The sequence below is a fragment of the Parasedimentitalea psychrophila genome (assembly GCF_030285785.1).
In the GTDB taxonomy this organism is placed as follows: Bacteria; Pseudomonadota; Alphaproteobacteria; order Rhodobacterales; family Rhodobacteraceae; genus Parasedimentitalea; species Parasedimentitalea psychrophila.
Window position 1 is genome coordinate 4,084,128 of sequence record NZ_CP127247.1, and the last position, 14,789, is coordinate 4,098,916.

A 14,789-nucleotide genomic window follows, 5' to 3' on the forward strand; every position below is an offset into this window, starting at 1 on the left:
GGTGGTCGCGGGACTTCGAAACAGTAGTTAAGGTTATGATTCCCGAAACAAAATGTCCATTGAGTCGGTTGGATGATCTGAGTGTCGCAGAGTAAAATCCCGCCGTCTGACAGCCGAGGCGAAGAAGCTGAGGGGGGCGAGATGTCTTTACTACAGCCGGGTCCGGCCTGGGTGCCATGTCGATGGCATGCGCAATCGCGCGGCGGCTCGTCTATTTGGGATTGACCGGGCCGAAACCTCGCAAACGCCGCTTGCAAGGGGCTCAAATCACAGCTCAACTGATGATCAGCCCGGGAAACACCGCTATAAGAACGAGGACGATCAACATCACCCCAACATAGGGCAGCGCACCGGCGAAAATCGATTCCAACGACGTCCGCTCATCACCAAGTGTCGAATGCACCGTAAATATCGAAATTCCAAATGGCGGTGTCAACAGCCCGACTTCCACCGCAATGACGGTGATGATACCGAACTGGATCAGGTCAAAGCCAAGCCCCTGCGCAATCGGAGCCGCGATGGGGACAACGATCAGCAAAATTGAACTGCTGTCCAGGATCATGCCCAACAGCAGCACCAGAACCACATAGACAACCAGAAATCCCACCGCGCCGAACCCACTGTTCTGGACAAAATCTCCGATGGCAAAGGGAATGCCCGCAACAGCCAGCATCTGACTGTAGAAACTGGCGGCGACAAGCAAGGCCAGAATTCCGACCGAGATCGAGCCGGTCTCGGTCAACACCTGCCAACACTTGCGCAGGTCCAGGCTGCGGCGCAACAAAGCGACGATCAGAGCGGCAAATGCCCCCACGCCTCCGGCCTCAGTGGGGGTGAAGAACCCACTGTAGAGACCGCCCAGAACGAACAGCACCAGCACGACGATAGGCGACAATTTCCGCAAAATTTCAGGCACAGGCATGGTCGGGAGCGGTGCGTGGTCCTCGTCCTTTTGGGCCAGATACTCCTGCGTAAACACAAAACCGGGCGCAAATTTGGCCACCAGAATGATCCACAAAACGAACCCAGCAGCCAACAGCGCCCCAGGGACCAGCCCGGCGATGAACATGCGGCCAATGGATTGTTCCGCCAGCACCCCATAAATGATCAACAGCAGGCTCGGTGGGATCAACATGCCCAGCACCGAGCTTCCTGCGACGGTGCCCGCCGAAAAAGATGCACGATAGCCGTGCCGCGTCATCTCGGGCACCGCGACCTTGGTGAATACGGCGGCAGAGGCAATAGAGACGCCGGTGACGGCGGCAAAAACTGTATTCGCGGCAACCGTGGCAATGCCCAGCCCCCCCAACAAGCGACGCAACAACGCCTCCGCAACATCAAAGGTATCCTTGCCGACGTTCGAAATGCTGACCAGATGTCCCATCAGGACAAACAGCGGAATGGTGGCAAACAGGTAATTCGCCACACCGTTATAAGAGGCCATCGACATCAGGCGCATTGACAGGTCGAAATTCCCACGGATCATCCAGACCCCGGCGAAGGCCACGGCCATCAGGGCAACGGCAATGCGCATTCCCATCAGGACCAGCAGGAACAACACACCGATTAAGATCAGGCCGATGGAAATACTGCTCATTTCAGTGACCCTTTTTGGATTTAGTCTGAACCGCGCTTTCGATTGCAACGGTGAAAAAAGCAAGGCTGGTGGCACCGGACCCAAGCACCACCAACAGGTGGAACGGCAAAGTTGGCAGCGTCCAGACCCCGCGTACTCCGAAAAATTCGGACGTGACCCAAGCCTCATGTGTGTCTGGCCAGGCGGCGACAGCCACGAGAGCAAACAGCACCGTACCGACCAGCGCAAACAGAGCGTCCAGCAGGTGCACCGCGTGCGGTGAAAAGCGCCGGATGCCGCGCAGCAGGAAGTCAGCCCGGATCAGCGACCCGTTCAAAGCTGCAGCAGGCAACATTAGGAAAACGATCGCCACCACACTGCGGGCGGAGATTTCGGCGACACCGGTGATCGGAGTGGCCAGAAAATTGCGGCCGACCACATCGGCGACAATCAATAGCATGATAGCGAAAATCCACACGGTTCCGATCGCCGCGACGGCGTTCAAAACGATCTGCAAGCCCCATTTCAACGGGTTTGTGCTTTGGGTGAGACCCATATCTTGTAACATTTCATTTCCCATTTGACCGAGCAAAACCGCGTGGATTCGGGTGTTTAGGCTTCGGTGGACCAATCACGCGCTGGGGTGATCCCACGTGCTTTCAGCTCACCAAAATAGGCCTTTAGAACCGTCGCTGCAGCCGGGCCGTTGGCGTCCAACCAGGGTTTGGCAACATTGGGCAGCGTTGCAGCCCATCTTTCACGCTCGGCCTGGGCCATGTCCGTGACTTGCAGGCCAGCCGCTACCATTTCGTTCATCGCATTGGTCGAACGCTCGGTGACATAATCACCATGGCTACGCGAGGTGATCCGGCCCGCTTCGCGCAGCGCGGTCTGGACCTCGGCGGGGAGACGATCGTGGAACCGTTTGTTCACCGCGATGCCGCCAAAATACATCGAGCCGAATCCGACGCGCGTCAGTTGCGGAGCAACTTCGTAAACACGGGTCGGCTGGATGCCACTGGCAAAGGACAGCGCCCCTTCGGATACACCGGTCTGGATGTCGGTGTAATAGGTCGTCAGCGCGCCGTTCACCGGTGTGGCACCCGTATCGCGCAGCCAGTTCGCCGAAGTTCCCGGCGCGTTCAGGCGACGGTTCTTCACATCATCGACCGAGGTGATCGGAAAGTTCGAATAGACATCATAGCTATCTGTCACCAGCGACGACAGGTGCACCATGTTCTGATCGGTCCAGCCGGCACGCAGTTCCGGCAGCTCATCCGTCAGCTTGTCGAAAATGTCGATAACAACATTGTGGTCGGGATTGGCGAATGGCGTGAAATAGGTGACATTCTGCAACGGCATTGCAGAGCCTTCCCAAACCGTGCCGACCATGCCGATATCAACAATTCCATCACGCACTGCGGTGCGAGTGTCTTTGAACTTGTACAGCGTGCCGCCGTAGTTCTCGGTCCAGTTTACCGCGTAATTGCCTCCGGCGTCAGCCAGCAAGCGGTCCAGCGCGGGCTGCAATGCGTTCTGCATTGCATAGACCCAGATGTTGTTGGTCGGATGGCTTGAGCCGATCTGGATATTGATGGTTTCCGCCGCCAACAGGCGGGTGTTCAGAAACGGGACCGCCAGCGAAGCGGTTGATGCAGCCAAAAAGGCCCGGCGTGTAGATTTCATAATGTCCTCCCTTAGAAATCCCGCGTCCTGCGCGGACAGTATTTAGGTATCGGTGGTGCTCAGGTGACAGGTTCTTCCTCTTCGGCGGTCAAAGCCTTGGTGAAATTGGCAAAGAATTCATCGGTCAGTTTCTTGGCTGTCGACTTAATCAAACGATTGCCCAGGGCGGCCAGCTTGCCCCCCACGGCCACGTCTGCGGTATAGTCAAGCACGGTATAGTCACCCTCAGGGGTCAGCGTTACCAGCGCCGCGCCTTTGGCAAATCCAGCGATCCCGCCAGACCCTTTGCCCGATAGGGTGCAGGACTTACCCGGATCAATATCGCTCAACTCGATTTCGCCCTTAAAACGCGCCGAGACCGGGCCAATCTTTAGCTTCACCACGGCGACAAAGCTTGTATCGCTGGTCTGCTCCAGGCTTTCGCAACCTGGAATAGACTGCTCCAGCACATCGCGATCAAATAGCGCGGCCCACACCTGATCCGGCGTTGCGGCAAGGTTTTGACTGCCTAAAAGTTCCATTCATGCTGTCCTTTCATGGGCCAGATTCACACATGACCAAGGGCAGTCAGAATGCGCAGCGGTGTCATGGGCGTTTGAGAAATACGCGCGCCCAGTGGGCGCAGCGCGTCATTCACCGCGTTCATCGCGGCGGCTCCGGCGGCAGCGGTTCCCGCTTCTCCAACGCCTTTGGCGCCAAGAATGGTATCCAATGTCGGAGTTTCGATGTGGGCGATCTCGATGTCAGGCATTTCGCCGGCCATCGGCACCAAATAATCCACCAGAGAGGCATTGGTCATCTGGCCCATGTCGTCATACAGGCATTCCTCAAAGAACGCTGGTCCCAGACCCTGGACCACACCGCCACGGATCTGCTCGTCCACCAGCAGAGGATTGATGATGCGACCGCAATCTTCGACCACCCAGTGTTTCAACAGACGGGTCACGCCGGTTTCAATGTCGACCTCGACATGGCTGGCCTGAATGCCGTTGGTAAAGTCGAACGGATAGCCTGAGGGCGCAAAATGCTGTGCAGCGGTCAGGGAATTGTCGCTCCCCTTGGGCAGCGTGTCCGGGCGATAGGTCGCAATGCGGCCGATTTCAGCCAGGGTGATCCGCTCTTGGCCTGTTGTCTTGTCGACCACGGCGCCGCTGGCCAATGCCAAATGCATCGGGTCAGCTTGCAAGATTTCACCAGCCAGGGTCAGAATCTGTGCCTGCAATTTGCGCCCAGCCCGCAGGGCGGTTTCGCCGCCGATGCCGGCACCGCGACAGGCCCAGGTTGCGCCACCACTTGGGGTATTGTCGGTGTCGCCAGTGGTCACTTTTACCTGATCCGGCGTCACCCCCAGTTGATCCGCCACAATCTGCGCGATGATGGTTTCGGTGCCCTGGCCTTGCTCAGTCACCGAAATGGCGCAATGCACGTCACCAGCCGGCGTCAGACGTATAACCGCACCGTCCTGGGCCGAAATGCGGGCGCCACCGATGCCATAAAAAGCCGCGCCCGGGTTGGTGATTTCCACGAAGGGTGCAATGCCGATGCCGCGATAGATGCCCTGTTTGCGCAGCGCGATTTGCTCTGCGCGCAGCGCCTCATAGCCGATCATCTGGTGCAGTTTTTCCAAGCTTGCCTGATGCGACAGTTTTTCAAACTGATATCCGGTGGCCGAGATATGCGGATAGGCGTCATCCGCCAAAAGATTGCGACGGCGTATCTCAAACGGATCCAGATCCAACAGTTCGGCGGCGCGATCCACCAAGGCTTCGGTGACCGCACAGGCAATCGGGTGACCAACCGCGCGGTACTGGCTGGTCTGCACCTTGTTCTGAAACACCACCGACAGACGGCCGCGATAATCGGGCATCTGATACGGAGCCCCCATCAGGCGGATCACCTGATTTCCCTCAGCTACGCTGGTGCGGGGATAGGATGAGAAGGCGCCGATCTGGGTCATGTCATCCACATCCATCGCCAGAATGCCGCCCTCTGCGTCCAGCGCCATCCGCGCCGTGACACGGTGGTCGCGGGCGTGGATGTCGGACACAAAGCTTTCCAGCCGATCCGCCACGAACCGCACTGGGCGGCCCAGCATCAGGCTGGCAGCAACCGCCGCCATTTCCTCGTGATAGACATGCAATTTCATGCCAAACGAGCCACCGATATCAGGTGCAATCACCCGCACCCTGCCCTCGGACAGGCCAAAGTGGCGGGCATAGACGTCTTGAAACTGGTACGGCGTCTGGGTGCCATGGTGCACGTCCAACTGCCCGGTTGACGGATCAAAGTCAGCAATGATGGCGCGCGGCTCCAAGGTGACAGCGGTGTGTCGTCCAAAAGTGAACTTTCCCTCAACCACATGCGCCGAGCGGGTGAAGGCATCATCCAGATCAGGTGTTTCCAATACCGTCTGGAAACACATATTGCTGTTGATCCCCTCTGCGGCCAAGGGGGTCCCTTTGACCAGTGCTGCGTCGCCATCAACAACGGCGTCTTCGTCTTCGATGTCCAGCATGACAAGCTCGCAGGCGTCTTCGGCCTCTGCCCGGCTATGGGCCAGGATCATCACCACCGGATGGCCAACCCAAAGAACTTCATTACTCGCCAACATGTTCTGCGCCCCACTTTGCATACCCGCAAAGTGATCCAGGGTGCCGGTCCATGGCACGCAGGTGTGGTTTAGGGTTTCGGCAGTAAACACCCGCACGACTCCCGAAGCTGCGGCGGCCTCCGAGACGTCCAGTTCAACGATATTTCCCTTGGCCATCGGGCTGCGCACAAAGGCCGCATGCACCATACGCGGCAGCGCCAGATCGGTCACAAACCGCCCCCGCCCAGCCAAGTGGCGAAATGCATTTTTGCGTCGGTGCGATTGCCCAATATGGTTTTTGGAAGGGATCATGACGCCTCTCCTGCCTGGCCTGAACGCATTTTTGCGGTGGCCGAGATTGCATCGACAATCGCCTCATAGCCAGTGCAGCGGCAGTAGTTTCCAGACAGAGCTTCGCGTATCTCGGGGCGCGACGGCGTAGGATTGTCCAACAAAAGGGCCTGGGCTGACATCAACATGCCATTGGTACAGAAGCCGCATTGCAACGCATTGCGATCATGAAATTTTTCCTGAAGATCTTTGATCAAGCCGCGTTCATTCAAACCCTCGATTGTCTCGACCTTATGACCCGAGGCTTGCACTGCCAATACCAGACAGGCGTGGACCGGCGCGCCGTCCAGCATCACAAGGCAGGCACCGCAGGCCCCCATTTCGCACCCTAAATGGGTGCCGGTCAGTTGTAAGTTGTCGCGCAACAGATCCGCAAGGCTGGTGCGCGGCTCGACGGCTTCGCGCACCGCGTCGCCATTGATGGTCAATGTAATGTCGGTCTTCATGCCACCGCCTCTAGATTTGCCAGAATTCGCCCCAGCAACACGCGCGCCAAATGCAAGCGCATGGTTGCTGGAAACTGCAGATCATCCGGTGGATCAAGATCATCGCCAAGCGCCGCCTTGGCGTCGGCAATCGATGCATCATCAATCACCCGACCCATCAATGCTGCCTGCGCGGCGACGGCTCTTGTGGGGCGGTTTCCAACCGAAAACAATGCGATACTGATGTCCTCCAGAACACCGTCCTTGGCGACCGCCTGAACCGCAGCGCCGACCATGGCATAGTCACCCTGCCGCCTGACTATCTCGTCAAAGCCAATCACCTGCCCGGCCACCGGGCTAGGAACATGGATCGCCAGCAGGATTTCCCCAGGCTCTATCGCCGTCTCGTAGATGTCCAAAAAGAACTCATCCGCAGGCACACGACGGGTGCCTTTTGGCGATGCAATCTCAAGCTCAACCCGCATGGCAACAGCCGCTGCGGGGAACTCTGACGCCGGGTCTGCATGGGCCAAGCTGCCGCCCAGAGTCCCGCGATTGCGAATGGCAGGATGGGCCACAAATGGGGCCGCCGCCGCAAACAGCGGCGCCTGCGCTGCGATCAACGGATCATTGATCGCCTGAACGTGCCGGGTCATCGCACCGATGCGAAGCCATCCATCCTGAAACGATATGCCGGACAGCGCCGCGATTTCAGATAGGTCAATCATCAAGGCCGGCGCCTGAAGACGCAGGGCCAGAGACGGTACAACACTGTGCCCACCTGCAAGGTAAACCACATCATCACCCGCCGCGGCATAGGCCGACATTGCGCCTGCAACGCTCTCCGCCCGTATATATTCAAACGCCGGTGACTTCATTTTTCGCCCTTAGTATTCTGCCTCTCCGCCAGCTTTATAACCAAGCGGTCACTTTTGATAAGCGTACATCGCAACATCCGTCAAGAAAAAAGTGACCGCTTGGTAATTTTCACCAAATCGGTTATCCTTGCCCAAACATTTGCGAGAGACCGATGGCAGGATCAGACAGTAATAAAAGCGAGACCGCGCCGCGTCGCAAAAACATGCGTCGCGAGGACCGCGAAAAAATGATTATTTCGGAGGCGGTACGGTTCTTTGCCGAATGTGGCTTTGAGGGGCAAACCCGAGAGCTGGCGAAACGGATGGGCGTCTCTCATGCTGTGATCTACCGGCATTTCGACAGTAAAGATGCTTTGATAGAGCGGGTTTACGACCATGTTTACGTAAAACGATGGAACCCGGATTGGGAGCCGTTAGTGCTGGACCGCAGCCGCAGTCTCCAGGATCGGATGATACAATTCTATATCGAGTATGCCAACCGCGTTTTTGACTATGATTGGGTCCGTATATTTGTGTCCTCGGGGCTGAAATCCTATGGGCTGACAGAACGCTACCTGGACATCATCCGGACCAAAATCATTCGGCCGGCCGCGTTGGAATTGCGCTACGAAGTTGATCGGGGCTCCAGCGCTGCCGTTCCAACTGAAGAAGACCTTGAGTTGTTCTGGGGGCTGCACGGAGCCGTTTTTTACATTGCGATACGCAAGTACGTTTATGGCGAACGAGTTGAAATTGACATTGAATTGGCTGTTACAAACACCGTGAGTGCCTTTTTCAACGGTTTCGAAAAAACCGTCCCTTTCAAGCCATCAGAGATAGCCAAAATTCGCTCCCCTACGGTTCTTTAGAGTTCAATTGGCATTGGTGCGTAACTCAACCAGAACCCCGCCCTTCCCCCGGGCGCGATCATCGCTACAATCAGGCCTAGAGGCAACTCGGGTCACTCTCGATCTGATTGGACGTTAACATGTTTTGGGAGGGTAAACTCTTAGGCAAACGGGGGCGGCAGCAGGCCTACAGCGATGCTGCAATACAAGCCTGCCTGTCCATAAAAGTCCTCTTTGGTTTGCCTTTTCAGACGGCTGGGTTTGTGGAAAGCCTGCTGGATTTGGTTGGGCTGGACTGGGCCGTTCCTGACCTTCGCATTTTGTGTCGCCCACTGCCCGGAAACACATGTTTACACGTGTGAGAGGGACAGAAACCATTGCCCGTTATTATTTCCTACCATGGCTCACCAGGGCCATTGAATCGGTTGGATGATCTGACTGTCGCGGAGCAAAATCCCGCCGTCTGACACCTGAGCGAAGGAGCTGAGGGTGGGGGGATGTATTCAGTGGAACTTTACAGCCGGCTACGGCCTGGGTGCCATGTCGATGCGCTGTTCGGTATCAACACTTGAAAACTGAAAACCTATGGCTGCAAGCCAAGGAAAAGGGAGAACCCCATTAGTATCTTTCTGAATGGCGCCCGAAATCGAGCAGGCCTCTCTCTTGGGGAATGCCTCTGGTGCTGCTGCGGCCTCCCGCATACTGAAAGCATGGATGAGTCGAAAATGTATTGCCCGAGCCATTCGCCCATTGCCCGGCAGGCGATGCAAAGCATCGCTGAGAGGGGCGAACCGTGCGATTGTAGCGCTCAATATAGGCGTTCTGTTGCGGGTTTCCGGGCTGGATGTATTCGAGCCTAACACCTTGCTTCGCAGCCCATGCCATTGGGGTTCCGCTAACATATTCGGGCCCACTATCTACTCGGATTGTATTTGGCTTCCCCCGCCCTTCGATGATCTGGTTCAAACTGCGCACAACGCGCTCAGCTGGCAGTGAAAAATCTACTTCGATGCCCAAGCCTTCGCGATTGAAATCATCCAGGACGTTTAATGTCCGGATGGACCGGCCGTCAGCCAGTTGATCCGCCATGAAATCCCCTAACGGCGTTTGCTACGCAAAAGCCTGTCGGGCAGTGAACGACCAAGTGTCATTCGGCATATTCACCGAGAGGTTCCTTACGCAGGCCCGATCAGTGAATGCGTGCATTCAGCTGCCGGTCCACCGCCCTCTGCCTGCTTCAAGATCGACATAATTTGTGCGTCGCTAAATCGTGCTGTCTTCATCAAAAATCTCCTCAGATATCTTGCCGAGGAAATTCTACTTTTGAACACCGATAATCTTAGGGGGGATTACCCCGCCAGCGGCGCGCAATTGGGTATGTGGGTCGCGGGTGGCCAGCTGAAACGCTTACTTTTCACCCAGGAAAGCCGTCGCCTCAACTTCGAGAAGCGCCTCGTCTTCTATCAAATCCAAGACGACAACCATTGACATTGCGGGGAAATTAGAGCCCAGCACCCGGCGGTAGGCCTGGCCAATTTCGCGTTGATGAGCCAGATATTCCTTTTTGTCTTTTACAAACCAGGTCAGACGCACGAGGTCTTCGGCGGTTCCGCCAGCGGCTTCAAGCACCGTCAGAATATTCCGAAGCACCTGCTCCATCTGGCCGATAAAACTATGTTCGACAAACACCTGGTCTGCGGTCCAGCCCACTTGGCCACCGACATAAAGCGTACCATCGCCAGCCAAAACACCGTTCGCATATCCCTTGGCAGGCGCCCAACCTTCGGGGTGAATGATTGTATTGTTCATGTTCTTCTCTCCTGCAAATGTTGTTCTAGCTTGGCAGCAATCTGAAACTGATCTGCTAAACGCCCAGGTACCGATCGGTGATTTGCGGTGTAAGGTCACTAAATGCACCACTCCAGACAGAGCGGCCTTTTTCGAGGATTACCCCTGTGTCGGCCACCGTTCCCAGTTCCTTCAGAGATTTGTCGATAACCAGGATCGCCATATCTGTCTCATTTTTCAGCCGGGATATTACGGCCCAAATTTCGGTTCTCACCACCGGAGCCAGACCTTCAGTCGCCTCGTCGAGGATCAGCAAACGCGGGTTGGTCATCAGCGCACGGCCGATTGCCAGCATTTGTTGCTCGCCGCCAGACAGCGAGGTCGACAGTTGATCACGGCGTTCCTCCAACCGGGGAAAGAGTTTGGCAATGGCCGAAAAATCCCATGCACCAGGCCGGGCCGAGGCAATCAGGTTTTCATAGACGGTCAGATTTGGGAAACAGCGGCGGCCTTCGGGGACAAGACCCAAGCCTAGGCGCGCCGCGCGGTGCGTTGGTACATTTGCCAGGTCTTGCCCGGCGAAAAACACGCTGCCGCCACGATTTGCCAGCATGCGGCAAATCACCTTAACAGTCGTCGATTTCCCCATGCCATTTCGGCCCAGAACGGCAAGGACCTGCCCCTCGTCTATACTGAGATCAACATCAAAAAGAGCCTGAGATGACCCATAAAACGCAGACACATGCGACAGTTCCAATAGGCTCATGTCTCGTCGTCCTCCCCTAGATAGGCCGTTCGTACGATTGGATTGGAGCGGATTTCATCCACCGTGCCTGTCGCAACAATCTTGCCGTAAACCAATACGCTGATCCTGTCCGCCAGCGAAAACACCGCGTCCATATCGTGCTCAACCAATAGGATTGGTGCCTTGTGGCGCAACTGATCCAGAAATCCGGTCAATCGAAGTGATCCTTCGGCTCCCAGACCGGCCATCGGTTCATCCATCAAAAACACCTTGGGTGACAACGTCAGGGCCACCGCAACCTCCAATTGGCGACGCTGACCATGCGACAGCTCGGATGTACGCGTCTTTGCAAAACCGTCCAGGCCAACCTGCGACAGCGCGTCATTTGCCACATCCAAAAGCGCCGTGTCTTTCATGGCCGGGCGGAAAAACCCCTTAAGCCCGATCTTGCCGCGGTGTCCCAAAGCCCCGAGCACCACGTTCTGCGACACCGTGTAATCCATTGCCAGGGACGAGACCTGGAAGGTGCGGCCCAGACCAAGCCGTGCCCGTTCGACCGTGGTTTTACCGGTGACATTCTCACCATCAAACCAGACCTCGCCGCTGTCAGCCTGCAAGCCACCCGCAATCTGTTTGATCAGCGTTGATTTACCGGCCCCGTTTGGACCAATTAGCGCATGGATTTCGCCCGGGACCAAGGTCAGCGAAATGTTGTCACTGGCCTTCAGCGCCCCGAAAGATTTTGAAATATTGCGGACATCGAGAATAGGATCAGTCATGGGCAACCTCCCGGCCGACAATCAATTCAATCAGGCCTCCACGCGCGAACAGAACCACGCCCAGCAGGATTGCCCCGAGATAGACATGCCAAAACTCGGATAATCCCCCCAACAGATACTCAAGCAGAATAAACACAGCCGCGCCGACAACCGGCCCAAACAGGCGCCCGGTGCCTCCAAGGATAATGAAGATCATTATCTCGCCCGACATCTGCCAGCTGAACATTGTCGGACTGACAAACCGGTTCAGATCGGCAAACAATGCTCCCGATAGGCCGGTGATTGCGCCAGAAATCGTAAACGCGATCAAATAGAGCCTATAAGGAACCATTCCAACGGCCTGCATCCGCTCTTCGTTCTGGCGCGCCCCCCCCAGTGCCAAACCAAAGGATGATTTTGCAATGCGCGACACCACGAACAGGACGATACAAAGAAGCGCAAAGCAGATGCCAAAGAACTGGATTGGATCAAGTGTGTTCAGTCCGGGGAAGCCATTTCGAACATAGATAACAAGCCCATCCTCGCCGCCATATGCGGGCCAACTGATCATGAAAAAGAACAGCATTTGACCAAAGGCCAGGGTGATCATTATGAAATAGACCCCAGAGGTGCGCAGACTGAGCGCGCCGATAACCAGGGCAAACAGTGAACTGATCAAGACGGCAAACAGCCATATGAGCGGCATTGAATTGGTCCCGTCAATGACCAGCGGCCAGTCCATCAAAGACGTGTAGCTTTGCGCATGGCTGGCCAGAATGCCCATTGAATAGCCGCCAATACCAAAAAAGGCGGCATGTCCTAAGCTAACAAGCCCACCAAGACCAAGGGCAAAATTCAGACCAACCCCCGCGATGGCAAAGATAACGGCCTTGGTCGCGAGGGTTATAATAAAGGGCTCGTCCACACGCAGCGCCCAAAGCGGGACGGCTAGCAGGCCAAGCAAAACACAGGCGTTTAGGATTGTTTCATTGCGCATGTCACGAACTTCCAAACAGGCCAGTGGGCCTAAACAACAAAACACCGGCCATCAGCACGTAAATGGACATCGACGCGAGGGATGACCCAACTGAAGCGGCGGCTGACGGCTCCATGATCAAACCAAATGCGGCGGGCAATAGAAACCCGGCCAGCGTATCGGTCAAGCCAACCAGCAATGCGCCCAACAGGGCTCCTTTGATGGAGCCAATTCCGCCAATAACGATGACGACAAACGCCAGGATCAAAACAGGCTCGCCCATTCCGACTTGAACCGATTGAATGGCGCCGATCAGCGCGCCGGCAAATCCCGCCAATGCCGCGCCAAGTGCAAAAACAAACGTGTATAGTTTCGATATATCAACACCCAAAGCTGCAATCATTTCCCGATCGCTTTCGCCGGCGCGAATTTGAATACCAATGCTGGTTCGGGCAATCAGTGCAAACAGCCCAGCCGCAACGAGCAGCCCAACCGCGATAATCGCCAGACGGTATTGCGGATATTGGATTCCGAAAGGCAAGCTAATGGGGCCGGACAGATACTCTGGAATTTCCAAAAACAGCGGGAATGATCCGAACAGCCACCTGGTGCCTTCGGAAAAGATCAGGATCAGCGCAAAGGTCGCCAGCACTTGATCCAGATGGTCCCGGTTATATAGCCGCCGGATCACGGTCATTTCAACAATAGCCCCGGCCACGGCCGCAGCAACGAGGCTGGCGGCAAGAGCCAGCAGAAACGATCCGGTTGCAGCAGCGGTCGCAGCGGCTGCAAATGCGCCAATCATGTAAAAGGACCCATGTGCAAGATTGATCAGCCCCATCACCCCAAAGATCAAGGTCAGGCCGGCCGCCATCAAAAACAACATCACTCCGAATTGCAGTCCATTTAGAATTTGCTCGATGAGCAATACTAGCGACATTCCCCGCCCCCCTTTTGGTGCCGGGCCGAATGAACGGCCCGGCAGTCTCACTACATTTTGCATTCAGCAACGTAAGCGTTCGAGTGATCTTCCAGCGCCGTAGACACAATTTTGTTTGTGTAAATGTCACCTTCCTTGATCACTTCACGCACGAAAACGTCCTGAATCGGGTGGTTGTTTTCCGCAAAGGAAAAATCCCCCCTTGTTGACGCAAATTCTGCCGCCTTCAGCGCAGCCTGGAAGGCGTCGGCGTCGGCAACGTCAGCAACGTCAACCGCGCTGATCAAAAGATTCGCGGTGTCGAAACCCTGAGACGCATAGAGCGATGGAAGACGGCCGTATTCAGCCTGAAAGCTTGCCACAAAGGCTTCGTTTGTGGGGTTCGCGATGTCTTTTGACCACTGGCTGGTGTTTGCAACGCCAAGTGCTGCGTCACCAACAGCCTGAAGAATGCCTTGGTCAAAGCTGAAGGCTGGCCCGACCAAAGGAAGTTCAAGCCCACTGTCGGCGTATTGCTTAAGGAACGAAATGCCCATGCCGCCTGGCAGGAAGAAATACACGCTATCAGCGCCGGATGCCCGGATTTGAGCAATCTCAGATGCATAGTCTTTTTGGCCAAGTTTCGTGTACAGCTCACCTGAAAGCTCGCCCTCATAGACACGTTTGAAACCGGTCAATGCGTCTTTGCCAGCTGGGTAGTTTGGCGCCAGAACAAAGGTGTTGTTATACCCGGTGCTATTAGCATGGGCGCCGCCCGCTTCGTGCAGGTTGTCATTCTGCCAAGCAACGTTGAAATAGTTCTTGTGACACCCCTTCCCGGCCAGTTGTGATGGACCTGCGTTTGGCGACAGGTAAAATTTACCCTGTGCCAAGGCGCTTGGCACAACTGCCATCGCAAGGTTTGACCAGATAATGCCGGTCAGAATATCAACTTTTTCCGACTGGATCATCCGGTCAGCCAGTTGAACGGCAATGTCAGGCTTGCGTTGATCGTCTTCGATCACCACCTCAATGTCATCGCGACTGGCTTGTTTAATGGCCAGCATAAAGCCGTCACGCACGTCAATTCCCAATCCGGCACCACCACCTGAAAGGGTGGTTATCATGCCGACTTTCACATCGGCCTGCGCCAGGCTGGCAGCGGATGTCAGCGCCGTTACCAGCGCGAGAAATTTAAGTTTCATGTGTTAGATCCTCCTGTGTTGTCCTCGACGGTTTTAAAAGCGCTTTAAAGGTCAGCGCCTTAACG

General features: G+C 55.9%; 14 protein-coding genes and 2 pseudogenes. 2 read left to right on the forward strand and 14 right to left on the reverse strand.

The window, feature by feature from the left end; all coding sequences use genetic code 11:
• Positions 1-274: 274 nt before the first annotated feature.
• From QPJ95_RS19790 to QPJ95_RS19820, 7 genes are read right to left on the reverse strand one after another with little or no spacing between them, the layout of a single operon-like run.
• A complete protein-coding gene (locus QPJ95_RS19790; protein ID WP_270920327.1) occupies positions 275-1,597 on the reverse strand; it encodes a TRAP transporter large permease in 1,323 nt (440 codons plus the stop codon).
• Between the two features lies 1 nt (position 1,598).
• The gene (locus QPJ95_RS19795; protein ID WP_270920328.1) at positions 1,599-2,144 is read right to left on the reverse strand and encodes a TRAP transporter small permease subunit; all 546 of its coding nucleotides are present in this window, start codon (positions 2,142-2,144) and stop codon (positions 1,599-1,601) included.
• A gap of 44 nt (positions 2,145-2,188) precedes the next feature.
• Positions 2,189-3,262: a C4-dicarboxylate TRAP transporter substrate-binding protein gene (locus QPJ95_RS19800; RefSeq protein ID WP_270920329.1), complete on the reverse strand. Its 1,074-nt coding sequence runs from the start codon at positions 3,260-3,262 to the stop codon at positions 2,189-2,191.
• Between the two features lie 59 nt (positions 3,263-3,321).
• Positions 3,322-3,783, reverse strand: a complete 462-nt coding sequence (locus QPJ95_RS19805; RefSeq protein WP_270920330.1) for a CoxG family protein — start codon at positions 3,781-3,783, stop codon at positions 3,322-3,324.
• Between the two features lie 26 nt (positions 3,784-3,809).
• Positions 3,810-6,164 (reverse strand): xanthine dehydrogenase family protein molybdopterin-binding subunit, encoded by a 2,355-nt coding sequence (locus QPJ95_RS19810; protein ID WP_270920331.1) that lies wholly within the window; start codon positions 6,162-6,164, stop codon positions 3,810-3,812.
• Complete coding sequence (locus tag QPJ95_RS19815) at positions 6,161-6,649, reverse strand: (2Fe-2S)-binding protein (RefSeq protein ID WP_270920332.1); 489 nt, start codon at positions 6,647-6,649, stop codon at positions 6,161-6,163. The genes QPJ95_RS19810 and QPJ95_RS19815 overlap by 4 nt, the downstream gene beginning before the upstream one ends.
• A complete protein-coding gene (locus QPJ95_RS19820; protein WP_270920333.1) occupies positions 6,646-7,506 on the reverse strand; it encodes an FAD binding domain-containing protein in 861 nt (286 codons plus the stop codon). The genes QPJ95_RS19815 and QPJ95_RS19820 overlap by 4 nt, the downstream gene beginning before the upstream one ends.
• A gap of 152 nt (positions 7,507-7,658) precedes the next feature.
• Between QPJ95_RS19820 and QPJ95_RS19825 the strand changes: the two genes are divergently transcribed.
• Both QPJ95_RS19825 and QPJ95_RS19830 read left to right on the forward strand, forming a co-directional pair.
• Complete coding sequence (locus QPJ95_RS19825) at positions 7,659-8,354, forward strand: TetR/AcrR family transcriptional regulator (protein ID WP_270920334.1); 696 nt, start codon at positions 7,659-7,661, stop codon at positions 8,352-8,354.
• Positions 8,355-8,464: 110 nt separating this feature from the next.
• A pseudogene (locus tag QPJ95_RS19830) lies at positions 8,465-8,773 on the forward strand (transposase); the annotation flags it as partial.
• A 346-nt stretch (positions 8,774-9,119) separates the two neighbouring features.
• Here QPJ95_RS19830 and QPJ95_RS19835 read toward each other — a convergent pair.
• From QPJ95_RS19835 to QPJ95_RS19865, 7 genes and pseudogenes are all read right to left on the reverse strand, one after another.
• Positions 9,120-9,428: pseudogene (locus QPJ95_RS19835) on the reverse strand (DDE-type integrase/transposase/recombinase); the annotation flags it as partial.
• A 312-nt stretch (positions 9,429-9,740) separates the two neighbouring features.
• Positions 9,741-10,142 carry a RidA family protein gene (locus QPJ95_RS19840; protein WP_270920339.1) on the reverse strand — a complete coding sequence of 134 codons (402 nt, stop codon included), beginning with the start codon at positions 10,140-10,142 and terminating at the stop codon, positions 9,741-9,743.
• Positions 10,143-10,197: 55 nt separating this feature from the next.
• A complete protein-coding gene (locus tag QPJ95_RS19845) occupies positions 10,198-10,887 on the reverse strand; it encodes an ABC transporter ATP-binding protein (RefSeq protein WP_270920340.1) in 690 nt (229 codons plus the stop codon).
• The gene (locus tag QPJ95_RS19850) at positions 10,884-11,645 is read right to left on the reverse strand and encodes an ABC transporter ATP-binding protein (protein ID WP_270920341.1); all 762 of its coding nucleotides are present in this window, start codon (positions 11,643-11,645) and stop codon (positions 10,884-10,886) included. Before QPJ95_RS19850 ends, QPJ95_RS19845 begins: the two co-directional genes overlap by 4 nt.
• On the reverse strand, positions 11,638-12,621 hold the full coding sequence (locus QPJ95_RS19855) for a branched-chain amino acid ABC transporter permease (protein WP_270920342.1): 984 nt from the start codon (positions 12,619-12,621) through the stop codon (positions 11,638-11,640). The genes QPJ95_RS19850 and QPJ95_RS19855 overlap by 8 nt, the downstream gene beginning before the upstream one ends.
• 1 nt (position 12,622) lies before the next feature.
• Positions 12,623-13,540: a branched-chain amino acid ABC transporter permease gene (locus tag QPJ95_RS19860; RefSeq protein ID WP_270920343.1), complete on the reverse strand. Its 918-nt coding sequence runs from the start codon at positions 13,538-13,540 to the stop codon at positions 12,623-12,625.
• A gap of 50 nt (positions 13,541-13,590) precedes the next feature.
• Positions 13,591-14,724 carry an ABC transporter substrate-binding protein gene (locus QPJ95_RS19865; protein ID WP_270920344.1) on the reverse strand — a complete coding sequence of 378 codons (1,134 nt, stop codon included), beginning with the start codon at positions 14,722-14,724 and terminating at the stop codon, positions 13,591-13,593.
• Between the last annotated feature and the right edge of the window lie 65 nt (positions 14,725-14,789).